19 protein-coding genes and 6 pseudogenes are annotated in these 23,193 nt (G+C 60.0%); 12 read left to right on the forward strand and 13 right to left on the reverse strand.

What is annotated here, in order from left to right:
• Positions 1 to 1,878 precede the first annotated feature (1,878 nt).
• The 4 genes from WBG79_RS24355 to WBG79_RS24370 all read left to right on the forward strand — a co-directional run bounded on the left by WBG79_RS24355 (position 1,879) and on the right by WBG79_RS24370 (position 8,475).
• Positions 1,879 to 2,679 (forward strand): S1 family peptidase, encoded by an 801-nt coding sequence (locus tag WBG79_RS24355; RefSeq protein ID WP_337359836.1) that lies wholly within the window; start codon positions 1,879 to 1,881, stop codon positions 2,677 to 2,679.
• Positions 2,676 to 5,012 (forward strand): S8 family serine peptidase, encoded by a 2,337-nt coding sequence (locus WBG79_RS24360; RefSeq protein WP_337359837.1) that lies wholly within the window; start codon positions 2,676 to 2,678, stop codon positions 5,010 to 5,012. The genes WBG79_RS24355 and WBG79_RS24360 overlap by 4 nt, the downstream gene beginning before the upstream one ends.
• Positions 5,013 to 5,071: 59 nt before the next feature.
• Complete coding sequence (locus tag WBG79_RS24365) at positions 5,072 to 6,454, forward strand: hypothetical protein (protein WP_337359838.1); 1,383 nt, start codon at positions 5,072 to 5,074, stop codon at positions 6,452 to 6,454.
• An 83-nt stretch (positions 6,455 to 6,537) separates the two neighbouring features.
• Positions 6,538 to 8,475, forward strand: coding sequence for a di-heme-cytochrome C peroxidase (locus WBG79_RS24370; protein ID WP_337359839.1), 1,938 nt, complete (start codon positions 6,538 to 6,540; stop codon positions 8,473 to 8,475).
• A 231-nt stretch (positions 8,476 to 8,706) separates the two neighbouring features.
• On the opposite strand, the gene tnpC is transcribed toward WBG79_RS24370, so the two are convergent.
• The 8 genes and pseudogenes from tnpC to WBG79_RS24410 all read right to left on the reverse strand — a co-directional run bounded on the left by tnpC (position 8,707) and on the right by WBG79_RS24410 (position 14,176).
• On the reverse strand, positions 8,707 to 10,290 hold the full coding sequence (gene tnpC, locus WBG79_RS24375; RefSeq protein ID WP_337359861.1) for an IS66 family transposase: 1,584 nt from the start codon (positions 10,288 to 10,290) through the stop codon (positions 8,707 to 8,709).
• Between the two features lie 92 nt (positions 10,291 to 10,382).
• Complete coding sequence (tnpB, locus tag WBG79_RS24380; RefSeq protein ID WP_337359840.1) at positions 10,383 to 10,661, reverse strand: IS66 family insertion sequence element accessory protein TnpB; 279 nt, start codon at positions 10,659 to 10,661, stop codon at positions 10,383 to 10,385.
• On the reverse strand, positions 10,658 to 11,044 hold the full coding sequence (locus WBG79_RS24385; protein ID WP_337359841.1) for a 6-pyruvoyl trahydropterin synthase family protein: 387 nt from the start codon (positions 11,042 to 11,044) through the stop codon (positions 10,658 to 10,660). Before WBG79_RS24385 ends, tnpB (WBG79_RS24380) begins: the two co-directional genes overlap by 4 nt.
• A pseudogene (queE, locus tag WBG79_RS24390) lies at positions 11,044 to 11,671 on the reverse strand (7-carboxy-7-deazaguanine synthase). The gene WBG79_RS24385 and the pseudogene queE overlap by 1 nt, the downstream one beginning before the upstream one ends.
• Before the next feature lie 3 nt (positions 11,672 to 11,674).
• Positions 11,675 to 11,899 carry a hypothetical protein gene (locus WBG79_RS24395; protein WP_337359842.1) on the reverse strand — a complete coding sequence of 75 codons (225 nt, stop codon included), beginning with the start codon at positions 11,897 to 11,899 and terminating at the stop codon, positions 11,675 to 11,677.
• An 18-nt stretch (positions 11,900 to 11,917) separates the two neighbouring features.
• Positions 11,918 to 12,983: pseudogene (locus tag WBG79_RS24400) on the reverse strand (IS630 family transposase).
• Positions 12,984 to 13,066: 83 nt separating this feature from the next.
• The gene (locus tag WBG79_RS24405) at positions 13,067 to 13,846 is read right to left on the reverse strand and encodes a DGQHR domain-containing protein (RefSeq protein ID WP_337359862.1); all 780 of its coding nucleotides are present in this window, start codon (positions 13,844 to 13,846) and stop codon (positions 13,067 to 13,069) included.
• 9 nt (positions 13,847 to 13,855) lie between these two features.
• Complete coding sequence (locus tag WBG79_RS24410; protein WP_337359843.1) at positions 13,856 to 14,176, reverse strand: hypothetical protein; 321 nt, start codon at positions 14,174 to 14,176, stop codon at positions 13,856 to 13,858.
• Between the two features lie 427 nt (positions 14,177 to 14,603).
• On the opposite strand from WBG79_RS24410, the gene WBG79_RS24415 reads away from it, so the two are divergent.
• The 3 genes from WBG79_RS24415 to WBG79_RS24425 all read left to right on the forward strand — a co-directional run bounded on the left by WBG79_RS24415 (position 14,604) and on the right by WBG79_RS24425 (position 16,851).
• Positions 14,604 to 15,206, forward strand: a complete 603-nt coding sequence (locus WBG79_RS24415) for a hypothetical protein (protein WP_337359844.1) — start codon at positions 14,604 to 14,606, stop codon at positions 15,204 to 15,206.
• 23 nt (positions 15,207 to 15,229) lie between these two features.
• On the forward strand, positions 15,230 to 15,964 hold the full coding sequence (locus WBG79_RS24420) for a caspase family protein (RefSeq protein ID WP_337359845.1): 735 nt from the start codon (positions 15,230 to 15,232) through the stop codon (positions 15,962 to 15,964).
• A gap of 74 nt (positions 15,965 to 16,038) precedes the next feature.
• Complete coding sequence (locus WBG79_RS24425) at positions 16,039 to 16,851, forward strand: hypothetical protein (RefSeq protein ID WP_337359846.1); 813 nt, start codon at positions 16,039 to 16,041, stop codon at positions 16,849 to 16,851.
• A gap of 133 nt (positions 16,852 to 16,984) precedes the next feature.
• Here WBG79_RS24425 and WBG79_RS24430 read toward each other — a convergent pair.
• A pseudogene (locus tag WBG79_RS24430) lies at positions 16,985 to 17,316 on the reverse strand (IS66 family transposase); the annotation flags it as partial.
• Between the two features lie 103 nt (positions 17,317 to 17,419).
• Here WBG79_RS24430 and WBG79_RS24435 point away from each other — a divergent pair.
• Together WBG79_RS24435 and tnpA (WBG79_RS24440) are read left to right on the forward strand one after the other, a co-directional pair.
• Positions 17,420 to 18,528 (forward strand): annotated as a pseudogene (locus tag WBG79_RS24435) (IS110 family transposase).
• A 457-nt stretch (positions 18,529 to 18,985) separates the two neighbouring features.
• Positions 18,986 to 19,315 carry an IS66-like element accessory protein TnpA gene (tnpA, locus tag WBG79_RS24440; RefSeq protein WP_337359847.1) on the forward strand — a complete coding sequence of 110 codons (330 nt, stop codon included), beginning with the start codon at positions 18,986 to 18,988 and terminating at the stop codon, positions 19,313 to 19,315.
• On the opposite strand, the gene WBG79_RS24445 is transcribed toward tnpA (WBG79_RS24440), so the two are convergent.
• From WBG79_RS24445 to tnpA (WBG79_RS24460), 4 genes and pseudogenes are all read right to left on the reverse strand, one after another.
• Positions 19,296 to 20,513 (reverse strand): IS256 family transposase, encoded by a 1,218-nt coding sequence (locus WBG79_RS24445; protein ID WP_337359848.1) that lies wholly within the window; start codon positions 20,511 to 20,513, stop codon positions 19,296 to 19,298. The two genes, tnpA (WBG79_RS24440) and WBG79_RS24445, sit on opposite strands and share 20 nt — an antisense overlap.
• 60 nt (positions 20,514 to 20,573) lie before the next feature.
• Positions 20,574 to 20,975: pseudogene (locus WBG79_RS24450) on the reverse strand (IS66 family transposase); the annotation flags it as partial.
• 92 nt (positions 20,976 to 21,067) lie between these two features.
• Positions 21,068 to 21,415 (reverse strand): IS66 family insertion sequence element accessory protein TnpB, encoded by a 348-nt coding sequence (gene tnpB, locus WBG79_RS24455; protein ID WP_337359850.1) that lies wholly within the window; start codon positions 21,413 to 21,415, stop codon positions 21,068 to 21,070.
• The gene (gene tnpA, locus WBG79_RS24460; RefSeq protein WP_337359851.1) at positions 21,412 to 21,837 is read right to left on the reverse strand and encodes an IS66-like element accessory protein TnpA; all 426 of its coding nucleotides are present in this window, start codon (positions 21,835 to 21,837) and stop codon (positions 21,412 to 21,414) included. The genes tnpB (WBG79_RS24455) and tnpA (WBG79_RS24460) overlap by 4 nt, the downstream gene beginning before the upstream one ends.
• 77 nt (positions 21,838 to 21,914) lie before the next feature.
• Here tnpA (WBG79_RS24460) and WBG79_RS24465 point away from each other — a divergent pair.
• The 3 genes and pseudogenes from WBG79_RS24465 to tnpB (WBG79_RS24475) form a co-directional block, all read left to right on the forward strand.
• Positions 21,915 to 22,148, forward strand: a pseudogene (locus tag WBG79_RS24465) (transposase domain-containing protein); the annotation flags it as partial.
• 80 nt (positions 22,149 to 22,228) lie between these two features.
• Complete coding sequence (locus WBG79_RS24470; protein ID WP_337359852.1) at positions 22,229 to 22,624, forward strand: transposase; 396 nt, start codon at positions 22,229 to 22,231, stop codon at positions 22,622 to 22,624.
• Positions 22,625 to 22,631: 7 nt separating this feature from the next.
• Entirely contained in the window at positions 22,632 to 22,979 is a 348-nt protein-coding gene (gene tnpB / locus WBG79_RS24475; RefSeq protein ID WP_337359853.1) for an IS66 family insertion sequence element accessory protein TnpB, read from the forward strand.
• The last annotated feature ends 214 nt before the right edge of the window (positions 22,980 to 23,193 follow it).

The raw sequence follows: 23,193 nt of genomic DNA on the forward strand, positions 1-23,193 counted from the left end.
CTCATCGGCGTAGGCCCGCCGGTGCGCTCGCGACGGGCGAGTCTGGGCTCCGAAGTCCCATCGGCGCCGCACCGGGATGGTGCGCGGCGATCGGCTTCGCTAGCCCTCCCTGCCCGACCACTGATCGCTTTCCCGCTTGGTGTCGCCGTGTCCGATGTTTCCCGTCTAGACATGAAGCTCTCCGGCGAATTCCCGTTTGAAGCCGGCGAGTTTTCCGATATGGCGCCGTCTTTGGCCACCTGAACGCCTCTGGCCACGTGATCGCCAAGGGAACGCTCCAGGGCCCCGCGCGACTGGCAGAAGGCCGGGGAGCTGCCTGCCGATGCTCCTGCCGCTCGGCGGGTTCATGGACTGTCCGGGCGACATCTTGTCGGTCGGGCGGTGGACCGGCATGGAGAGGACGCGAACGGCCTCCGCGTCACTAACCGGCTCTCCGTCCGGGGCGCGGAACGCGACTAGTACGTGTTCGAGAAGCTCAAGCCCGGCGAGCTCGACGGGCTCTCGGTCGGCTACCGGGCGAAGAACCTCACGCTCGGGACGAACGACGGTGAGCCCCGGCGGACCCTCGAAGCCGCAACCTCCTCGAGGTCTCGATCGTCACCTTCCCAGCCAATGGCAAGGCCCGGGTCGCGGAAGTGAGGTCGATTGGCCGGCGGAACTACGAGTGCTTCCTGAAGGCCGCGGGCTCTCGGGGCGGCTCGCCACCAAGCTGGCTAGCGCTTGGCCGGCCGACCCCTTCACTAATCCGGACAACGACGCAGCGTCCGCGCTCCTGACGTTCATCAAGGCCGCGGGGCGAACTCACGAAAGGGCTCTGACCATGGACATCAGAATTTGCCGACCGGTTCGGCGGATATCACGCCAAAGACGAAGTCCGCCCCGACGGCATCCGCGCGGCGATCGACGCCCAGCGAGATGAACGCGAGGAGGTCGATGTGCGCCTGAACCGGGCCGGCCTGTCCGCCCGTGCCGGCGACTCCAGCGGGAGGCCGAGGCCGCCCTCGCGACCTCACTGTCATGGGGCGACGAGACCGAACTAAAGGGGACGAGCATCGATCCGATCCGGACGGCGGCCTCTTGGTGCGCTCCCTCCCCGCCACGACGATCATCCTGCGCCTCTTCGACGTCTCGCCGATGTGCCGGATCACCCGGAACGCGATACCTCAACCCCAACATGTAAGGAGATAGATTTCGCGCAGAATGCCGAGGCTTCGTGGGTTGGGCGAGATCGCGGTGCGGCCGAGGACGTCGACGCCACAGAGTCGGAATATCTTGATCCCGGTGCAAGTGAGATCCCATCCCATTGCCGCAGATTGTGATCATGGGCATACAGACCTGCCTCGCTTGGCCGGGGGCCAGCTCTAACCATTGCCATGACGTCTCCGAACGCCCGAACGTGGTGCCCCCCCCCCCCCGAAGTTCCGCGTGTTCATCGCTTCAAGGCCGAAGCACGCCTTGTGAGGCTTGGAGGAGGCTATAATCCCCTGCCGACTCGCCTCACCAAAGATCGACCGAGGCCATGGTGGCGCATGTGCTGGGGCTAAAGTGAACCGATCAACAGCCCCAGCGATACGGTCTGCGACCGTCTCCACAGTCTGGGCTTGCAATCAGTCACTGTTAGCGTATTGTGAAGCGTCGGAAAACCTCCTTCGCCTATCTGGGAGGGTTTGCTAGGCACGTTCACCATTCGAGTTGGACGTGTACTTCCGGTCTGCAAATACTAAGGACATTGCTCCGGCACTAGATGACATGTATTAGGCGCCTCCTGAGTGGAAAGCGCGTACTGACGTATCTGCGAGAAGTCGCCTTGTACTGAGGACATCCTGGCCCTAAGGATCGATTAGTCACGTGTCTATGCGGGTAAGCTAGGAGGAACGAATGGTTAGGACCATTATCGCCGCATTAGCAATTGGCATTGTGAACTCGCCTGCTTATTGCCAAGTACAAGGGGATAAATTCGTGATGGTACCACTGACTGATGTCGCGACTGGACCTTCCCCGGAAGTAATTGGAGGAAAGCCATCAGAGCCAAAAGATTGGCCTGCAACTTTCGTCTTCGAGACAAATTCCGGATTTTGTACAAGTACCGCAGTGTCAAATCGTGTGATATTGACTGCTGCACATTGTATTTCGGATGGCGCATCTGGCGTGATTAAACTGACTTCCCAAGAAATAGCAGTTAAGTGCCGCAATCATCCAGATTATCAGTCCGACAGACCCAACATATCGGCAGATATCTCTGTTTGCACCACCGACAAGCAACTGAAAATTAAGCATTTCGAGCGAGTAAACACCAGGGGAAGTCTGGTGTCCCCCGGCCGCGACGTCACGCTGCTCGGATACGGCTGTCGTGCCCGAGGTGGAGCAGGACCGAGTGGCTCCCTGTATGAAGGCCAAGCCAGAGTGGTCCTGACGCCTGGGCCCGCACCAGAACAACACTATATGGTTGTGAAGGGCGGCGCGGCGGTCTGCTTCGGTGACAGTGGTGGAGGAGCGTATATTGCCGATGGAACCGTTTTGTACATGGTCGGGATCAATTCGCGCGGAGACATACAGACGACATCCTGGTTATCGACGACGTCACAACCGAGCTTGCTGAAGTTTATTCAGGACACAGCTAAGCAGGTTGGGGCCAAGGTTTGCGGGGTTGATGATTCTGCTGAGGAGTGCAGGCCATGAAGGGGGTTGATCCTCGAAATATGCGTTTTGCAGCGAGTTTCATGCTTGCACTCTCGTCTGTAGAGGTCAGCTCTTGTGGTCCAGCTCAAGCTCAGATCTTGCCTGAAGCAGCGTCTGAGTCACCGTCTGTAATCGAGATCACTCCAAAAACCTTCCTAAGCAAACAGCTGGTTGAGCAGTTTGCGAAGATAACTGCTACTAATATTGTGAGTATACCCAACGAACCCATGGCTTTGCAGGCTTATATAGTGGGCCAATGTGGATGGCTTGATCCCGTCATTCTCTCGGAGATCGCGCGCCTGAATGGAATCGCCCGTCTAACACCTGAAGCGATGGCGAGCTTCGAAGGTAAGACAATCGAAATGCCGTCGTGTACCCGGCTCTCCCCTGCGTCGGCTTTGCTGAACCGTGTTTCGGGTTCCGCCAAAGCCCCCATCGATCTTATACCAACCGTTAGTGGAAGTCGCACTTTAGATTTTCCGTTGCTTGAGGCGGCCTTTAGATCGGCTCGTGATGAAATTAAAAGCACTACTGGTATAGAGCAAAAAAAAATTGTGATCCCGCAGTACCCGCACTTGAACGAACTATCAGTTGGCATCGCGAACATGATTTTAGCAGGAGGAATAACGGAGCGCGATGTAGATACTCGTCGAGAGGAGCTTTTTTGGAGCAATGTCACACGGTTAGCATTTAATGTCTTTAGCGACAAGCAGGTTGCTATAGATGTTTTACGGGATGCGGAACTTAAGAGTGTCACGACGATAAGACTACGGCCATCACTTAATTTACCCTTGTCGAGAAACAATACGCAGGTTAACGTGGGAACAAGCTATACCACTCTAGGAACAGGTGAATTAGAAGCTGTGAAGCTGCTGGATCCTAAGCAGCTAAATGTGAGTGCACCCGTTCCAGCGCACATATTCCCGGTTGACACACCCGTTCAGTGTGACATGCCTGCGGGGCAGTCAGCCAAATGGCCAATAGCTATGGAAAGAGTGCTGGATGCGCTGCTACTAAATGCATACGAACGCGAGCGGCGGGGCCGCGTCTCTTCGGCATCGATCGTGCTTGTAGCCGATACCGGCTTTCCGATCGACGCCTTTACTAACGTCAATTCGGGTACACGGTCGGAAAACGTTATCGAACCTCGCCTGTTTTTTACTCATCAAGACTTTTTCGAGAACGAAGAGGAGAAAGGTCAAGAGACGGAGCTAAACGACTTCGATGGTGACGAGTTTCGTGGCAATATTCTCGGTATTTCTTTGCAGAATTACGATGGGAATGTCAATCCAGCGCCAAGCTATAAATACCGTGACCATGGAATGTCAGTGGCCTCGCTGGTAATTGGTGGTATGCATCTGAATAGATATCGGATGCTACGGACGCTGCCAATCCGCCTGCATTTCGCGAATCTCATGAATGATTCTCAGCCAGATCGGGTGCAGTTGAGCCAGAACGAGCTTGGATCGCTTGTGCTGTATGCAAGGAGACACAGGATCGACGTTGCAAACTTGAGCTTCTCTTCTACGCAACCGATGCAATCCCTCGAAATGCAGCTGCAAGGTGCAACTGAGACTATCTTCATCGTGGCCGCCGGAAACGAAGGGAAGTCGCTCGACGTGCACAAGCGCTATCCTGCGAATCTTGGAGGAGGGGCAGGGGAATTTAATAGAATTGTAATCACCGTTGGTGCTCATGGTCCGGACGGGGCGATTACTTCTTTCTCTAACTTCAGTAATAATTTTGTGGACATACTGGCACCAGGATGTTCCATCCCGGTGCCGACACTAGACTATACCAATGATCGGCCTGTTATCAAAATAGACTATCAATCGGGCACTTCGTTCAGTGCACCTATAGTTAGCTTTGTGGCGGCACTACTTAGGTCAGAGGGGGTGCGAGTTCAGGACATCAAGAGACGTATAGTTTTGACCGCATCGCACGATAGCAAATTAAAGACCAAGGTAAGGTTTGGGGCTCGATTAGACATTCCGAATGCTCTATCCGTATACAACGACGTTATTATTCTACGAACTTCGAGTGGGGCTGATGGTGAACGCTTGCGAGGAAGGCTGAATCAGCGCCAGACAATAAACCTCCCCGAGGATTGCGGCGGTTCGACTACAATAAGGAGAGTAGCGCGTTTAGATCAGATTGGTTTGCCTGGTGAATTTCGAATCTTTGCTCATAATGAAGGCTCGATTCCTGAACCTAAAGCATGCAAGCTCGCAGATGAAGGCGAGCAGACGCTTAGCTTTTATGACATAGATGCTTTGTTGGAGAAAAGCGTCAAGCTATCCGATGTGGGGATCTTGCTCACAAGGGAGCGTTGATTGAAACATATGTGACTTACGTCCGTAAGAATTTATATGTCTTTCCAACGGAGGCATAGATGAAAACGACAGCTGTTACTATTGTTGTTGTCTGTCTCGGGTTGCATGTCCAATGGTCGACGGCGCAGGAGCCTGCGGTTGCGGCGCCTGTTGTTGGTGTTTTTTCTCAGCACCGCCTAAAAGTGGTTAAGAACCCGGCTGTTTTGGCCACAAATGAAGACATCGACGAGATACTTAGGAGCATCTCACGCAGTGCTCAAAGAGCAAATTATGGATGGGACAAGCCCTGCTCCGTGGAGTTCGTGAGAGAAGCAGAGGTGATAAACGATGGGCGGCTGCCAATTCGTGGCTCGGCCCGACAACATCAGGAAGCGTTAAGTCGAGTGCAGCCGGATGCCAATGTACTGTTGGTTTTGTCAATTGAGGATTGTGCTGGGTGGCAGGCAGCCGGATGTGCTCCGTTGGGTTCAGACAAGATGGCGGTAACTGCAGACTTTTCCTCACGCGGGGAGATCGTGTGGTTGCACGAGCGGGGCCACGTAGTCGGGCGAGATCATGTTGCACAGGGTTCCAGTGTTAGTCAGGCGAGTGACATTGAAAAGACCGACGTTATGTTTTGGAATCCAAGTAAAATGAGCACGGCAATATCTGAGGAAACATGTAAAGCGATGCGAAATGCAAGACTTCCATCAGTTCGCGGAGTTTCATCGCCTTCTTTCCTAGTCGTCGGGGATCAACTCACCACGGTGGCAGGCCAGGAGTTGCGCGATATGCCAGAGTATCTCCGAGAGCTTTTAGAGTCGGCTTGGCTTGAACGGCCACCTCTTGAGGCTATCTCGAAGTTAACTGACAGAGATCTTGATATCATCCGAAATTTACTAAGGGCGGAGCCTAGCGATCTCTGGGTCAATGCGCTCCGAATTCTTGAGATGCTCGGGGCAGAGCAAGATGCCACGCTGTTGGCTCGGCCACTGGGGTTTCCTGTCTCGTCGATTCCTAGCGAGCCCGACAGAAGTACGAGATTGAAAACCAACCTTCTTAGGTCACTGGCTTTGCAGAGTACAAGTTCACTTGGTCAACTTGCTAAGCGAACACAATCACTAGAGGCGATTTTTCTTCTCCGAATGGTAGCTCATACTACAGTTGCGGCCAAGAGCGTGGGCCAGGAGTTTTCTACTGAACTTGCTCGATCAGCTGTTCAAAGTTTGGCCAGAACCGGTCATGAGCTAGCTTTACCGATTGTGCTTTCAGCGGTTCGAGGGGCGCGCGGTGATTTTCCTGCTGTAGTGTCATCAGGCAGAACGGTCCGACCGGACCCATTGCCAGGTCCGCTCCTGGACGATGTCCCTGCGTTTGATGACGACGAATCCAAGGATTTGCTTACCGACTGGACAGGTGCTCAAGCCGCTCAGTCCAATATCATCCTTAGAAGGAACAAATAAGTCCCAGAATTCCCTGATGAAACGTTGAACTGTAAGCGGAGACGAATGCGCCGTATCTGCTATATAACTAAGGAGCTCATTTCATGAGGAAAAGAAACAATGCGCCGTTGTTAGGACGATACTCTAGCCGCAAGACGGCGTGGTGCGTGGCGCTTGTCTTGATTTTGACAGCGTTCCTGCCCCAGTCAACTGGGTTTGCAGGCGCGGGCACGGGGTGCGGAACGGCCGTTCGTTGCTTGGACCAAGGCTGGAATGATAACGATCGGGACTGGTGGTACGAGGTCTCCCAGGGTTCGCGACTTCTTCCAGTCGCTTGGCTTCGCGCGCTCGAACTGCCAAATAGCGAGGCACTCCTGCTGGACGACGTAAATGTCATCCGCCTCGGCTACATCCCGCGAGGCGGTGGCCAACTGCCCATTGGCTTTGCGGTGGATCTCGACGGGACCGATAACGCCGACCTCATGTGCGACGTGTTCCCCCGGTCCTGTGAGACGCGATTGATGCGGCAGCCCTGGGTCGGGATGAACTGCTCCGCCTGCCACACAGGGCAGATCACGTATGCTGGACGAACAATTCGGATCGACGGCGCGCCAACGCTGGCCGATTTTCAAAGCCTCACCGAGCAGGTGGTCGGTTCACTCGGAGCCACTCTGAAGGACCGCCGCAAGTTCGACCGCTTCGCGCGATCCGTCCTTGGGCAAACCATGTCGGTCGAGAATCGACAGCTTTTGGAGGTGCAAGTCGTTGAAGTGGCAGCCTGGCTAGAGCGACTAGAGGCCCAGAACGCCTCCTCCGTCCGATATGGACATGGCCGACTCGACGCGCAGGGCCACATCCTTAACAAGGTCGTGTCCGTCGTTGGCGCGCCCGAGCCGGTCATGTCGCAACCGGCCGATGCACCTGCGAGCTATCCTCACATCTGGAACGCGCCCCAGCTCGGCAAGGTGCAGTGGAACGGCATTGCCGCTAACGCCGCAAGCGTCCCATTTTTCGGCAAGAACACGGATCTCGGCGCGCTCGTGCGCAATACCGCCGAAGTAATTGGCGTCTTCGCGCATATCGAAACTGACAAGCGCCGGCCGCACCACCGCTCCAGCCTGCGTGTTGCGGCAATGGTCGACATAGAACGTCAGCTAGGCACGCTGATGTCGCCGCGATGGCCGGAGGAACTTCTCGGGTCGATTGACTGGGACCAAGCCTCAATAGGGAAAGGCCTGTTTGAGCGAAACTGCGCCGGGTGCCACAAACCGCTCGCCCGGACCGACCTCAAGTCCGCGGCCGGCGAGCAAATGAAGCCGCTCTCGGCGGCAGGATTTGAGACTACCGATATCGCGCTCGCTTGCAATACTTACTTGCACCATGCCAAATCAGGCAACCTGGCCGGGCGACGGCAGCTCGTGATAGTCAAGGATCGCATCGCCGAGGAGGACGTCACCCGGGCTATGCTGGTCAACTTGGCGGTCGGCTCGATTCTCGGGCAGGCCGACGAGCTTGCAAGAAAGACTTTGGAAGATTATTTCTTCGGCACAACCCGCCCCGCCGCTGTCGTTGGTGCAGAACGCGAGGCAATCAACTATCTCCCCGAGGAGAAGGATCCGACCCGCAAAGAGAAGGCTGCGCTGTGCCTAAGAAGCCAGGATGACATTCTTGCATACAAGGCTCGCCCGCTGAACGGAATCTGGGCAACCGCTCCCTACCTTCACAACGGGTCCGTGCCCACGCTCTACGATCTTCTTTTGCCGGCTCGACTGCGAATTGCCGTGCGCTCGGGCGAACCGGCGACCCGCACCTTCGATCCCGGCAGGCCGGTACGACCCGAGCACTTTTTGGTCGGGGCGGAGTTCGACCCGGTCCGGGTCGGCCTAGCGGTGGAGCAGCCCGGAGCTTCGTCGGTATTTACGGTGCGCGATACAACGGGCGCGCCAATCCTCGGCAACTACAACAATGGCCACGAGTACGGCGCAGAGTTGATGAGCGAGCATGAGCGTCGGGCTCTTATCGAATACCTTAAGACGCTTTAATGGGAATGCACGAATGCTTGTCCAACTCGGCCTCATGTAGCCTTAAATTGGACTTCCTGAAACGCATCGTCTGGTGCGCCGTTCTCGATCGTCAGGCGAGGGAAAGTGGAACCCGGCTCGGAGCAAGGCAGATCTGGGGAGGTCGGGGAAGAGTCTAGGAGGCCGCCTTACATTGCCGCTATCAGCGCGTTCCTGCGTAACCTTCCGGTGACGGCCACAGACACAGGCTGTTCAGGCTGCGGAACGTGACGGCTGGGGCTTTTGCCATTTCCAGGGCAAGAGTTCGTCGAGCCGGCTTGCCGGGTGTTCGGCGATGCGTGCGAGCACGTCGGCGAGCCATGCCTGGGGGTCGACGTCGTTCATCTTGGCCGTCGCGATCAGGCTGATGATCGTCGCTGCCCGCTGGCCGCCCCGGTCGGAGCCGGCGAACAGCCAGGATTTCCGGCCCAAAGCTATGCCACGGAGGGCTCGTTCGGCCGCGTTGTTGGAGAGGCAGACGCGTCCATCGGCCAGGAAGCGGGTGAAGGCGTCCCAGCGCTTCAGCAAGTAGTCGATGGCCTTGGCGATGTCGCTGCTGCGGGACAGCGTGGCGCGATGCTCGACCATGACGGCATGTAGAGCGTCGACCAGCGGCCGGCTCTGTTCATGTCGAACCTCGAGCCTTTGGTCGGCGGCGAGGCCGTTGATCTCCCGCTCGATCTCGAACAGCGCGTCGATGCGGCGCACGATGTTCAGCGCGATCGGCGATATCACCGGCGCAACCTTGCCCTTCGACTGCGCCTTGCGGCGCGCCGCTGCCTCAACGTCCGCCATCACGAAGAAGGGGCGACGGGCATGGCTCCAACACCCCGCTTCGAGGATCGCCTCCGTTCGTCGCGCCGGATCGTAGAGTGCGCCGTAGCCGCTGTAGGCATCGGCCTGGAAGAGCCCCTGCCAACCGGCGAGGTGCGCGGCAGGATGGGTCCCCGCGCGATCGGGCGAGTAGTAGAACACGGCCGCCGGCGGGGCACGGCCGGCGAAGGGGCGGTCGTCGCGGACATAGGTCCATATGCGCCCGGTCGACGTTTTTCCCTTCGCGAGCACCGGGACCGTCGTGTCGTCACCGTGCAGCCGCTTGGCGGCAAAGACGTGAGCTTCCAGGCGCCGGAACAACGGCATGAGCACGTGGGTCGCCGTGCCAACGTGATCCGCCAGCGTAGACAGGCCGAGGTCGATCCCTTCGCGGGCATAGCGCTCGCTCTGTCGGTTCAGTGGCTGATGCTGGCCATACTTCTCGAACAGCACCATCGCCAGAAGGTTCGGTCCGACGTGACCGCGCGGGATGGCGTGGAACGGCGCCGGAGCTTGGTCGATCGCTTCGCACTCTCGACAGCTGAACTTCTCCCGAACCGTCTGGATCACCTTCCATTGCCGCGGCACCACCTCTAGGGTCTCGGTGACGTCCTCACCCAGCTTGGACAGGCGATCCCCGCCGCAGCACGAGCACACGGTCGGCCCCGGCACGACGACCCGCTCGCGCGGCAGGTGATCCGGCAGCGGGCCTCGCATCGGCCGGCGCCTGTCGCGCGCCTCGTTCTTGGCAGGCTCGATGGCGGCGAGCGCCACCTCGGCCGCGATCTCCGCAGCCGCCAGGCTCGCCTCGGCGTCTTCGAGCATCAGCTCCAACTGCTCGAGCCTGCGGCCGCGTTCTGAGGAAGTCCCGAACGCCTGCCGGCGCAGCCGGGCGATCTTCAGCCGAAGCTTCTCGATGAGCAGCTGATCACCGGCCTGCACCCGCTCGAAGGCCAGCCGCGCCTCCCGCTCCGCGAGGATCATCGCGTGCGCGCTAGCAAGGTCGGAGGGCAGGTCGGGTGCTTCTGTCACGCTGCCGATTCTGCCACAAAGCAAAGCTGAAGCAATGGCTTATCTCATCCAGCCGCGGTCGGGCGCCACGTCTTCTGCGGCATCCGCCAGTCGATCCCTTCGCGCAGATAGCCGAGTTGGCCGGCCGTGATCGTCACCGTGCCGTCGGCGGTCGACGGCCACAGGAAACGCCCTCGGTCCAGCCGCTTGGCGAACAGGCACATGCCCTGGCCGTCGTGCCACAGGATCTTGATCAGGTCGCCGCGGCGACCGCGGAACACGATCAGATGTCCCGAATGCGGATCGCGCTTCAATGTCTTAGAGAACGAGCGCGGTGCGATCATCCATTGATCTTGGCCCCTGTCGTCGCCCAGGAGTAGCTGCGGGTGTCACCGCTCGAGTCTCGGTAAACGCTTTCGTTCGCGAGGCCGCAGCAGACCGGCGCCGTGCGATGCAAGATCCACACGGATAGATTCTCCAGTTTGGCTGGGCCGAGGTCGTTGATCCCATCGAGGAAGCGGTGGTCGAGGGCTCCGCGCTCTGTCTCAAGCGCGCGCTCGAACTGGCCGAGGTCAACCACAATCCCTGTAACTGGACCAACGAGACCTCGCACCGTCACTTCCGCGCGATAGGAGAGGCCGTGGATGCGGCGGCTCGGCTCCGCGTCAACCTCTCGGTGAAGCGTGTGCGCTGCCTCGAACCGGAACTGTTTGCTGAGGTCAAACATCAGGGAAATCCGAGCACCTTGTGAGTCTGGATCGTCAAGCGCCAGCGCGAATGGCAATGTAGTAGGCCACGGCTGCAGCCGTGTTGGCCTCACGGTTCGGGCGGGGCGTGGGCTGCAGCAGCAGGTGACCATCCGAGCAGTTCGAAGCGCTCGGTTGCAACGTCACGCTGAAGATAGATGAGGTTGAGTTCATCGCCGCCGCTCACGGCGAGAGGTGCCGTGACTTTCGGGCTCGCAGAGCCAATCGATGCCGGCCGGCGGCTCGACGGTCCCATTCGCCTCGACTGCCACTTCGAAGTGGGCGCCTTTAAGCGCGGCGATCAAGCTCTCGTCGTGAAGAAGGGGCTCGCCAGCGGAAAGAACGACCAGTCGTCGCCCGGCCGCGCCGACCGGCCATGCTCGTTCGACGGCCCGGGCAAGCACGGGCGCAGTCGAGAACCGGCCACCACCCGGCTCGTCCATGCCGACGAAATCTGTTTCACAGAAGTTGCACCACGCCGTGCGACGATCGCTCTTCCGGCCAGACCAGAGAGTGCAGCCGGCGAAGCGGCGGAATACCGCCGCACGCCCGGCAATCCGCCCCTCACCCTGCAACGTGTAGAGGATATCTTTGACAGCGTAGAACATAGGTCACGCCGCCTCCGCCTGTGAGAGCGCCCGCTTCAGTTCGCCGACCAGGTAGAGCGAGAGTTGCCGGATGTCAGAAGGAACATTCTGAAGCCCGTTCCAACGCCGTCTTGCCTCGCCGAACGCCCATTCGCCAGTGCTCCACGCTGTCTTCGGCTTCAGGAGTCGCAGGCCGCGCGCGAACGCGTCGCGGTCCTCCGCCCCTGCCATCACGTGGAGCGCTTCCATGACTTATACCAACGGCCCTCATGGCTGACCGATATGCGCCCAATCGCGTAGGCCGATGGACGTGATGGTCTCGGGGAGCGCGACGAGCTTGTTCCAGGCTTCGCACGCCGCCGCGATGATCTCGTCGTAGGTCTCGAAGACCCGGTTTGAGAGGAAGTTAGCGCGCAGGAACTGCCAGACCTGCTCGACTGGGTTCAGTTCTGGGGAGCGCGACGGCAGGAGGATCGGCGTGATGCTGGCCGGCCACTTCAACGCGCCAGTGGTGTGCCAGCCGGCGCGGTCGAGCAGCAGCACGGCGTGGGCGCCCTTGGCGATGTGGCGGGCGATCTCGTCGATGTGGAACTGCATCCCCTCGGTGTCGGCGAAGGGCAGTGCCAGAGCGGCGCCGACGCCCCTGGCCGGGCAGATCGCGCCGAAAAGATAGGCGCTCTCGTACGCTGGTCTGCGGGTTGGCTCGGTCGCGTGCCGCGCCGGGCCCACTGCCGGACCAGGCCGTTCTTCTGGCCGATGCGGGCTTCGTCTTGGAACCAGATCTCGATGGGCTTGCGGCGGGCTATCCGGCCGACATGGGCTTGGAGCGTGCGCGCGAAGTTTTTTTGAACGTCTGGATGACCTCGCCATCCTGCTTTGGGTGTCGTGGACGCGCGCTGACGTGGGAGAAGCCAAGCGTACTTAAAAGCTTGCCGATTGTGCGCTCGTGGTACTCGACCCCGAATCGCTCGGCGACGAGCGCCCGAAGATCGACCCGCCGCCAGCGCACCACGCCATGGACCGAGCGATCGGGGCCGGTCTCGACGATGGCCGCAAGCTCCGCCTCTTGGGCGGCCGTCAGCCGCCGCGGTCTCGGCCGCGCGAGATCGTCCTTCAGGCCTTCCGGCCCATGTTCGTTGAAGCGGTGGACCCAGTCGCGCAGCGTCTGGCGGTCCATCCCGCCGATCTTGGCCGCCTCGGTCCGGTTCATCCCGTCCAGCACCGCCGCAAGCGACAAAAGCCGCCGGCTCTGGTTCGCGTGCCGCGACGCCGCCGCCAGACGTCGCAGCTCCGACGCCGTCCAATCTCCCGTGATCGCGATCGCCCTGGCCATGGCATGAACCCTCCATGCCATCTTGAATCACGCCGCAAAGCCGATGGGAATCCCCCGCGAGTCAGCCGTCGCGGCCGTTGGTATTAGCCCATTGCAATGATTCCAGCGCCATGAACGAGACGTGAGGTTTTGGGCGTCTTGCCGTCCGAGTCGTCCTCAAACACGTGCTTGACGGCGTGGAAAGACTCGCTGACCAGCCGAACACCTCTGTCCAGCAGCAGCCGGTCGTCATCGGCGTAAAGCCGTAAGGCGCCATCGGTAAGCGAGTTCATGATCACCCGCTGAAGCACCGTATCGCGGATCATGCCCTTCGGGTTGGTCTGCTGCCGGATTAGCGCGCGCAACGCCGAGCCGGGGCGGTAATTGAGCGCCTCGGTGATGAGCGCGGCTTGGCTGCGGTTCGACATTCGCCGGGGCAGGTCGCTCACCTGTGGGAGCAGTTCGTAAACGAGGGCCTTTGGCAGCGGCCGGGTGTTGTTGATAAGAATGAACTGCTTCTGTAGTTCCTCACCACTTTCACAAATGAAGCCAGAAACGAGAACTTCGAACTCGCGGCCCCGTAACTCGCTCAGCGCCGTGAAACGCTGCTGCCCGTCCACGATCCAGGCTGGCGGCCCGGCGGCGACGCCGATCGTCAGCCGGCTGAACCGGCCCGGCGCACCGTTGAGAGGCAGCAAGGGCTCCAGTGTCGCGGCGCCGGTGAACGCCACGACGATCGGATTGGGGAGGATTGCGTTCGGTTTCTCGAGATAATCACGAATCTCGCGAATATGACCGGCGATCTGAGGTCGCTGAAAACCTTGAAGTGTGCCACCGGCATCCCGTCCGGCGACGTCGAAAATTGCTGAATCCGGCGATTGCAGCTCTCACCATCAGGATAACTTCAGATTGAGAATATCTTGGCACTTCGCTCCTGCGGACGCCGACGGCCGTGTGGCGGCACGACTGCTGGCGATCGCCAACCCGGTGTCGAAAACAAGCCGGGCAGCGTTGCGCGGAGAGCCGAGAAAGATCGCGAGACGCCACGCGACTGGGTGGATCGTCACCACGCCGAGGCGATTGCCGGGCTGGCCGACCGGCCTCGCTCCGGCCGGAGGTAACTGCTCACCGGGTGGCGAGGTGGCACTGAAGACCTTGGTCCCGGGGCCGGACTCGGCGAAGGACGGCGTTTCGACTTGGCTGGTGGTCGACATCTGCCCGCTCTGAGAGGAGCGGTTCGGCGCGGTCTACCCGAGTTCGGCAAACTGCAGGTGTTGCGCGGACTAGGCAGGTCCTAGACCCGGCCGCATCACCCCAAACGGAGCAACGGCAGAAGGCCTTAAAAACTGCCTCTCTAAAGCCGTGAGGCGAATCCGCCAGTTGAACGAGAAAGTACGGCCACCATGACATTTGCCAAATGGAGACCTCGACATAGCTGCGTTGGTCGCCCCCAGAGGAGTATGGAAACGCATAAAAACTAACCTCGCCCCCCTTTTCATCACGCCTCGGCCCTCGAAGAAAGCTCACAATTCGCGCAGAGCCCACCTACCCCTTTGATGGCAGACTTCTATTTCAGAAGTCTAGACATGGCAATTTCGGTGGTGTAGCGTTTGTTTACATTGTAATTCGTGGGGGGGGGCTATGGGCTATAGCAGTGTATTGCTGACCTTAAGCTTCATGGTTTTTCAGCTCATTCCGCTTACAAACACTAGTAGTCAGGAAAATCAGCCTTGCCCGTTCGGGGATCAAACGGTTTGCATCGTTAGATTCAACCCAGCCCGACCTCCGAGACCTACGTCAGGAGACGAGTACAAGCTTGTCAAGTCGGAAAGCGACTTATATGCCGAGGATTTCTACAACTTAATTAATAACGCTGTCAGTCGGTACGCCTTCATCAACCCGCTTATCCCACCTCAAGCGGTAGATCAAATGGCAGCAGTGGTGGATCCTGTACCGTACGAAAGCGCCTTTTATGCTTATCTGACCGAGGATGCGTATTACAAGTTTTACCGTATCAGTTTCGTCAACGGAGCAAAACTGGTCCCGCATCTAAGCCAAGCAATCCGGCGGGCAGGGGGCTTGCGCCGGGTTGATTATCTTCTTAGCAAGAGTCGCGGCAACAATAATACGCTTCATGGTTTCGCCATCTCGACTGTGAATGGCGCTCAGTTTTTTGGTTCGATGATCGCGGATTTGAATGGTAGCGTGATCGCTGTTGGCGTACAAAACCCGATATCACAATGACGGTGAGTCTAATGCGAGTATTAATGACCTTTCTTGTGGCGATAAATTGCTTCATTGTGCCTGTGCGTGGTCAAACTATCCATGTGTTCGAGATTTATGATACGCATGACCGCGTTGCAGGTCCTTTCATAGAGGTGGCGGCCGAGCAAATCGAACAATTCACCTCGACGGCCGTTCCAGATGCATTGGGTAAAGCCTACCGAACGGTGCGAAAAGTATACTCCGGGTCGAGCTTTGAGATAGATGGCCTAAGAGATTATTTGAGATCAGTAGAAATGTTTGGAGCCCGGGATATTGTTCTGCTATTTTACATTGGTCATGGTGCGGACGACCCACATTCCCGGCTCCCTATGTTGTGGTTGCCCGACAGAGCTTCTGGGCAGACTCAATACGCCGCACAGACAATTGTTGACGAACTAAGGGCCCGCCGACCTCGAACCTTGATTGCGGTTTTCGAAGCATGCAACGTCGACGACAACATAGTTCCACCGTCGCCTGGGACTGTCGCCACCTTCGATCCAAATCAAGTTCGATCCATCTTGTCCAACAGTTTTGGAATTGCGATCGCAAGCGCGCAAGAAGGTCAATATAGTTTCGTAAGTTCCTCGGGGGGCATTTTTTCAAACAAGTTCCTTGGCTTATTTCGAGCGGGATCAAGCTTAACATTATCTTCCTTCATCGCCGCTGCCGGCTCTGGAATCAAGATAGATCTGCCGAGACAACCAATTCAACGACCTTGGGTTGAACGCTTATGGTAGCGACTTACATGTTTCGGCTTCTTCTCATGCTCGCGGTTTGTGGAGCAGCGAATGCGCAGCAGAATATCGGTCTCGTGGACCAGGAGGCCGTTTGCAATGGAGCGATGGCAGGATCTCCAAACTTGATAGCTGCCCGCTACGCGATTTTGGGTCTTTCTGGTGTCCCAAGGGAACTAAGCAAAGAGGTCGTTCCGAATTGGCGTGAATTCCTGTCTTTGGCGCACAAACAGTTAGAGGAACGTTTTTCGTTGGGATCTCAGATCGCGATCGCAAAGAGACTTCCCTTCGTTGACCAACCAGGTGTTCTATTCAATCCTGGTTGCTTCTCTAAATCTGCTATGTCCGTGGTTCTTTCTCAGGATTTCATTGAATTCTCATTTGATAGTCAACACTCAGAAAGAGCGGCCTTAAGTATAGCTATACTTTTCCACGAAATGGGCCATGCGTTTGCTTGGGTTCGTAAATTACACGATGGCCAAGACGTTGAGCTTGCCCGCGATTTGCTGAAGACTCCGCGCGAATACGAACTTTTTGCCGATTACTTTGCCGGATATGCCTTCTTTTTTTGGCACCATTGGATTCGAGATAACTTAAATGCAAAGCACCCAACATTAGGTGAAACTTTAGCTTTTATATCAGCTTTTGACTACTTTGTTTGGACTTTCAAATATTTTGGATGCTATGTTAAGGCGGCGTCTCATGGTGACTTCAACCAACGGCAAAAGGCATTTATAGAAGGGGCCCTTGAGGCGGAAAGGACGGGCAAGCGCGTGCTCAAGGCGATTTCGGACTCCGATATCGAACTCTTAATTTCACGCGGTAGAGCTTTTGTGAGAACCTTAGCACTCCAGAGAATGCGGGAGATCCCTCGAGACAGGTGTAATTAGTGGTTCGATTTTTTTAAGATCTGAACGGTGACTGGGAAGTGGCCCCGGACCCTGACAGCCCGCCTGAGCTTGGCATGCGGGGCCCCGATGGCGTTGGCGGTGTAGGCGAACCACCGGACGTCGCGGGTCAGCGCATCACTCGATAGCCTGCGTAGCCGTCGACCTGCAGCGTGCCGACGAAGCCCTTGAGGTGGCGGACGATGGCCTCGCTCTTGCGGTCCGGCGCGTAGAGGTAGGCGACGCCGGGCGGGTCGCACCCGCCCCAGGGACGATCGTCGCGGGCATAGGCAAAGAGCCGACCGGTCTTGGTGCGGCCGCGGCCGGATCGAGCACCGGCGCCGTCGTTTCATAGGCAAAGAGCTTGTCCGACGCCTTCAGACGCTCGAACAGCCGCGCATGGACAGGCCTCAAGTGAAAGGCGGCCTTGCCCACCCAGTCCGCGAGTGTCGAGCGGTCCAGGCGGATGGTAAGACCGTATGTCCGCGGAGCCAGAGTGGCTCGCCCTAGACTGCACCTTCGAGGATTGCTCAGAGAGGCCGAGCCTATCTTCACTGCAGGAGGACGAGCCGTGGGTCACTGTAGCGAGATTTTCGTAGGGATCGACGTGTCGAAGGCGCGGAACGCCATTGCTGTGGCGGACGGGGAGCGCGGCAGCGAGGTGCGCTTCCTCGGAGAGGTGGATGTGGCCTTGGAGAGTATGCGCCAGGTCGTGAAGCGGATTACAGCGAAGTGCGAGCGGGCGCACTTCTGTTATGAGGCTGGTCCAACCGGCTACGGGTTGCACCGGCTGATCACCTCGATGGGTCACCGTTGCTCGGTCGTGGCGCCATCGTTGATTCCGAGAAGCCCTGGCGATCGGGTGAAGACCAACCGGCGAGACGCCGTTGGTTTGGCCAGGCTCCTGCGCGCCGGCGAGTTGACCGCCGTGTGGGTGCCAGACGAAAGCCATGAGGCGATGCGGGACCTGGTTCGGGCTCGTGCCGCCGCCGTCGAGACCCAACGCGGGCATCGCCAGCTGGTCAGCAGCTTTATGCTCAAGCATGGCCGCGTGTATTCGCGTCCAAAGTGCTGGACCATGCGCTATTTGAGATGGTTGCAAGAGCAGAAGTTCGACCACCCTGCCCATCAGATCGCACTGCAGGAGATGGTGGAGGCAGTCAGAACGTCAAAGGAACGCGTGCTACGGCTCGAGGCGGCGATCGAACAGTTTCTGCCGCAGTGGTCGTTAGCACCTGTTGTCCAAGCGCTGCAGGCCTTGAGGGGGATCGACTTGATCGTCGCTGCGACCTTCGTCAGCGAGATTGGTGATATCGCCCGCTTCGAGAGCCCCCGCCAATTAATGGCTTATCTCGGCCTCGTACCCAGTGAGCACTCGACTGGCGACACCGTCAGGCGCGGCTCGATCACCAAGGCCGGCAACGGGCGGGTACGGCACATGCTGGTCGAGAGCGCCTGGACCTACCGCATCCGCCGCGGGTCGGTGCGAAGAAGCTCTACAAACTGGAGCAGGTCTCCCCAGCCGTGCGCGAGATCGCCTGGAAGGCACAGACCCGGTTGACGGGACGCTATCGAGCGCTAAGCGCCAAAGGCAAGAAGACGACGATCGTCTGCACCGCCATCGCGCGCGAGTTGGTCGGCTTCATGTGGTTCATCGGACAGCAGATGCGCGCCGCCTGATCGGCGTGCCGCAGACTGCGGCAGGTTCATAGATCACGCACAGGCGGGGGCGGGGCCGCGGCAGGGGAACTCCCATCAGACGCTTTGTGGCCGGCTCGCTCCGACGCCCGCTGTAAGACAGGGAACGCCCCGGACGCACTCTCGGGAATGCGGTAGCCAACCCGCGCGTCAGAGCTTGATCACCGACGTCCATCAGGCCCCGCCTCCACCTGTGCGCGATATGAGGAGCCGTTCTGCGGAGCGGACGGCTTTCTGCGCACGAAACGGTTGACAGCGGACATCAGAGCGTCATCCCGGCCCCACCTACCAATATGCTCGAGGATCGTCGGAAGTTCGGAGCCTGGAGGGCTCCCACACATGTCGATTTCAGAGTAAGCCTCCGGCGAGTACCGCCTTGTGGCCCGTTCCGCGGCGATGAAGGTTCGACCTTAAGTCGAGACTTAAGGTGATGAGGTCGATGAAGGTCGAAGTGCTCGGGGCGGAACGCCGTCGACGGTGGCGGGACGAGGAGAAGGCGCGGATCGTGGCGGAGACGCTCGGCGGGGCCGAGACGGTGTCCGAAGTGGCGCGGCGTCACGACATCTGCCCAAGCTTAGTGTTCACGTGGCGCCGCCAGGCTCGCGAAGGGCGACTCGGCAGTGTCAGGGACGCTCCGCCGCTTCTGCCGGTGACGATCGAAGGCGACGGCGCCGCGACGGCCTGCGGATCGGATCGATCCCGCCGGGACTGTCGGGATTTCCGTGTATGGCCTGAGCGGTTGAATGGCATCAGGCGAGGGCCTTCGTGAAGCGTTCGCCGAAGAGAATGGCGAACTGGGCCTTCGCGGAGGACCATTCCCTGGCGGGCATGGTCCACGCTTTCTCGGTGCGGTTCAAGACGAGGAAGAGCAACTTCAAGGCAGCCTCGTCGGTTGGGAAGTGGCCCCGGGCCCTGACAGCCCGCCTCAGCTTGGCATGCAGGGCCTCGATGGCGTTGGTGGTGTAGACGAGACGCCGGACGTCACGGGTCAGGGCATAGAACGGCACGACCTCCGGCCAGGCCCACCGCCAGCTCTGGGAGATGGCCGGATATTTCCGCCCCCAGTCACCCGCCTCGAAAGCGTCCAGGGCGGCCGCGCCTGACGCCGCATCTAGTGCCCGGTAGATCTCCTTCAGCGCCGCCGCGACCGATTTGCGGTCCTTGTAGGACACATAGTCGAGGCTCTGGCGCAGGAGGTGGACGATGCAGGTCTGGACCGTGGCATCGGGGAAGACTGCGACGATCGCGTCGGGAAAGCCCTTCAGCCCGTCGACCACGGCGATCAGGATATCCTCGACGCCGCGGTTCCTGAGCTCGTTCATGACCCGAAGCCAGAACTTTGCGCCCTCGTTCTGCTCGAGCCAGATGCCTAGGATTTCCTTGGTTCCGTCGGCCCTGACGCCAAGCGCCACATGCACGGCCTTATTGCGGACGAGACCCTCGTCCCGGATCTTGACCCGTAGCGCGTCGAAGAAGACCAGGGGATAGACAAGCTCAAGCGGCCGCCCCTGCCAAGCCGTAATCTCGTCCAGCACGGCGTCGGTGACGGCGCTGATCAGGTCCGGCGAGACGTCAATGGCGTAGAGCTCGCGCAGATGGCCGGCGATCTCGCGCACGCTCATGCCGCGTGCATACATCGAGATGATCTTGTCGTCGAAGCCGGGAAAGCGTCGCTGGTACTTGGCAATCAACTGCGGGTCGAACGTCGCCTGCCAGTCCCGGGGAACCTCCAGTTCGATGCGGCTGCTGTCGGTCAGCACCGTCTTCTTGCCGTAGCCGTTACGGGCGTTGCCGTTCTCGCCGCTGGCCAGATGGTGGTCCATCTCGGCGTTCAGCGCGCGCTCGGCAAACGCCTTCTTCAATTCGTCGATGAGCCCGTTCGGGTCAAATGCCGTCTTGGGATCGGCTCCGGCCAGCAACTGGTCGAGGATCGTGTCAGGAATGGTGGGCTGCTTGCGGCGGGCCATGGGACATCTCCTTTGTTCCCATCATGCCAAGGCCACACACGAAATTCCTGACACTCCCGCCGGGATGCGCTCCAGCGTCTCCGTGACGTCCTCACCCAGCTTGGACAGGCAATCCCCGCCGCAGCACGAGCACACGGTCGGCCCCGGCACGACGACCCGCTCGCGCGGCAGGTGATTCGGCAGCGGGCCTCGCATCGGCCGGCGCCTGTCGCGCGCCTCGTTCTTGGCAGGCTCGAGGGCGGCGAGCGCCACCTCGGCCGCGTTCTCCGCAGCCGCCAGGCTCGCCTCGGCGTCTTCGAGCATCAGCTCCAACTGCTCGAGCCTGCGGCCGCGTTCTGAGGAAGTCCCGAACGCCTGCCGGCGCAGCCGGGCGATCTTCAGCCGAAGCTTCTCGATGAGCAGCTGATCACCGGCCTGCACCCGCTCGAAGGCCAGCCGCGCCTCCCGCTCCGCGAGGATCATCGCGTGCGCGCTAGCAAGGTCGGAGGGCAGGTCGGGTGCTTCTGTCACGCTGCCGATTCTGCCACAAAGCAGAGCCGAAGCAATGGCTTATCTCATCCGGCCGCGGTCGGGCGCCACGTCTTCTGCGGCATCCGCCAGTCGATCCCTTCGAGCAGATAGCCGAGTTGGCCGGCCGTGATCGTCACCGTGCCGTCGGCGGTCGAAGGCCACAGGAACCGGCCTCGATCCAGCCGCTTGGCGAACAGGCACATGCCCCGGCCGTCGTGCCACAGGATCTTGATCAGGTCGCCGCGGCGACCGCGGAACACGATCAGATGCCCCGAATGCGGATCGCGCTTCAATGTCTCCTGAGCGATCAGCGCCAGACCATCGAAGCCCTTGCGCATGTCCGTGTGGCCCGTCGCGAGCCAGACCCTGACGCCGCTCGGAACCGGGATCATCGGCCGCCCAGGACATCGAGGACAAGACGCAGCGCATCGGCATCGACGTCACGGTCGACCCGGACCCGCCGACCACGGCCGAGGTCGATCTCGATCAACCTCGTCGCACGGCGGGATCGATCCGATCCGCAGGCCGTCGCGGCGCCGTCGCCTTCGATCGTCACCGGCAGAAGCGGCGGAGCGTCCCTGACACTGCCGAGTCGCCCTTCGCGAGCCTGGCGGCGCCACGTGAACACTAAGCTTGGGCAGATGTCGTGACGCCGCGCCACTTCGGACACCGTCTCGGCCCCGCCGAGCGTCTCCGCCACGATCGCGGTCTTCTCCTCCACCGTCCGCCGTCGACCCGCGCCGTTGAAGCCCTCGAAGCGGCGGACAGGACCATCGTCGTCCTTGGACACGTGCTTATGCTCTGAAATCGACATGTGTCGAAGCCCTCCAGGCTGCGAACTTCCGACGATCCTCGAGCAAAATGGTAGGTGGGGCCGGGATGACGCTTACGGTTCGCGGCATCGCGATCGGCCGCAAGAACTGGACGTTCGCCGGCTCCGATGCCGGCGGTCGCCGCGCCGCCGCCATGTACACCCTGATCGAAACCGCCAAGCTCAACGACATCGACCCAAGAGCGTGGCTCGCCGACGTCCTCGCCCGGTTGCCCGGACATCCCGCACGGGCGATCAACGACCTGCTGCCCTGGAACTGGAAGGCCGCAGCTCAGCAGAAGAATGCTGCCTGAGCGTAAGCCTCCGCCGAAGGCCGCCTTGCGCCGAGAGCTGTGTGGGCTGAAGTCCTAGGAGTAATCCTAGGAGTAGTCCTATGACGAAGGTCCCGCGGGTCGAGGTAATCACGTCCGTCGAACTTCGGCGGCGATGGCGCCGTTCGGAGAAAGAGCGGCTGGTGGCTGCCTCGTTCGAGGACGGCGTCATGGCCTCGGAGATTGCGCGGGACGCGGGCATTCACGTGAGCCAGCTTTTCCGCTGGCGGAAAGAGCTGTGCCAGTCAGTGACGCCGAGGGCGGAGGGGACCGCGCTGGTTCCGATCGAGGTGGTGCCCGTCGCGCGTGCGCCAGATCCCGTCGATATCTCGCGCCGGCGAGAACCCGGGTGCGCCGCCAAGTCGGGACGATCGAGATCGACCTTGCGAGCGGCGCCCGGCTTCGCGTCGACCGTGACGTGGATGCCGATGCGCTCCGTCGCGTTCTTGACGTTCTAGGCGGGCGATGATCCCGGTTCCGAGCGGCGTCAGGGTCTGGCTCGCGACGGGCCACACGGACATGCGCAAGGGTTTTGACGGCTTGGCACTGATCGCGCAGGAGACGCTGAGGCGCGATCCGCATTCCGGGCATCTGATCGTGTTCCGCGGCCGCCGCGGCGACCTGATCAAGATCCTCTGGCACGACGGTCAGGGCATGTGCCTGTACTCCAAGCGGCTGGACCGCGGCCGGTTCCTGTGGCCTTCGACCGCCGACAGCACGGTGACGATCACGGCCGCCCAGCTCGGCCACCTGCTCGAAGGGATCGACTGGCGGATGCCGCAGAAGAGGTGGCGTCCGACTGCGGCAGGATGAGATAAGTCGTTGCTTCAGCTCTGCTTTATGGCAGAATCGTTGGCGTGACCGAAGCACCCGAGCTGCCTTCTGACCTCGCCGCCGCGCACGCGATGATCCTCGCGGAGCGGGAGGCGCGGCTGGCCGTCGAGCGGGTGCAGGCCGGTGAGCGGCTGCTCATCGAGAAGCTTCGTCTGGAGATCGCCCGACTGCGCCGCCAGGCCTTTGGTGCTTC

Source organism: Prosthecomicrobium sp. N25, from assembly GCF_037203705.1.
GTDB lineage: Bacteria > Pseudomonadota > Alphaproteobacteria > Rhizobiales > Ancalomicrobiaceae > Prosthecodimorpha.

Bases quoted from the DNA above. Each gene is read 5' to 3' on its own strand.
- WBG79_RS24355 (WP_337359836.1), top strand. From the start codon at position 1,879: ATGGTTAGGACCATTATCGCCGCATTAGCAATTGGCATTGTGAACTCG.
- WBG79_RS24415 (WP_337359844.1), top strand. From the start codon at position 14,604: ATGGGCTATAGCAGTGTATTGCTGACCTTAAGCTTCATGGTTTTTCAG.
- tnpB (WP_337359840.1), bottom strand. From the start codon at position 10,661: ATGATCGCACCGCGCTCGTTCTCTAAGACATTGAAGCGCGATCCGCAT.
- WBG79_RS24385 (WP_337359841.1), bottom strand. From the start codon at position 11,044: ATGTTTGACCTCAGCAAACAGTTCCGGTTCGAGGCAGCGCACACGCTT.
- tnpA (WP_337359851.1), bottom strand. From the start codon at position 21,837: ATGTCGATTTCAGAGCATAAGCACGTGTCCAAGGACGACGATGGTCCT.
- WBG79_RS24365 (WP_337359838.1), top strand. From the start codon at position 5,072: ATGAAAACGACAGCTGTTACTATTGTTGTTGTCTGTCTCGGGTTGCAT.
- tnpB (WP_337359853.1), top strand. From the start codon at position 22,632: ATGATCCCGGTTCCGAGCGGCGTCAGGGTCTGGCTCGCGACGGGCCAC.
- WBG79_RS24360 (WP_337359837.1), top strand. From the start codon at position 2,676: ATGAAGGGGGTTGATCCTCGAAATATGCGTTTTGCAGCGAGTTTCATG.
- tnpB (WP_337359850.1), bottom strand. From the start codon at position 21,415: ATGATCCCGGTTCCGAGCGGCGTCAGGGTCTGGCTCGCGACGGGCCAC.
- WBG79_RS24395 (WP_337359842.1), bottom strand. From the start codon at position 11,899: ATGGAAGCGCTCCACGTGATGGCAGGGGCGGAGGACCGCGACGCGTTC.
- tnpA (WP_337359847.1), top strand. From the start codon at position 18,986: ATGAAGGTCGAAGTGCTCGGGGCGGAACGCCGTCGACGGTGGCGGGAC.
- WBG79_RS24445 (WP_337359848.1), bottom strand. From the start codon at position 20,513: ATGGCCCGCCGCAAGCAGCCCACCATTCCTGACACGATCCTCGACCAG.
- WBG79_RS24410 (WP_337359843.1), bottom strand. From the start codon at position 14,176: ATGTCGACCACCAGCCAAGTCGAAACGCCGTCCTTCGCCGAGTCCGGC.
- WBG79_RS24470 (WP_337359852.1), top strand. From the start codon at position 22,229: ATGACGAAGGTCCCGCGGGTCGAGGTAATCACGTCCGTCGAACTTCGG.
- WBG79_RS24420 (WP_337359845.1), top strand. From the start codon at position 15,230: ATGACCTTTCTTGTGGCGATAAATTGCTTCATTGTGCCTGTGCGTGGT.
- tnpC (WP_337359861.1), bottom strand. From the start codon at position 10,290: ATGATCCTCGCGGAGCGGGAGGCGCGGCTGGCCTTCGAGCGGGTGCAG.
- WBG79_RS24370 (WP_337359839.1), top strand. From the start codon at position 6,538: ATGAGGAAAAGAAACAATGCGCCGTTGTTAGGACGATACTCTAGCCGC.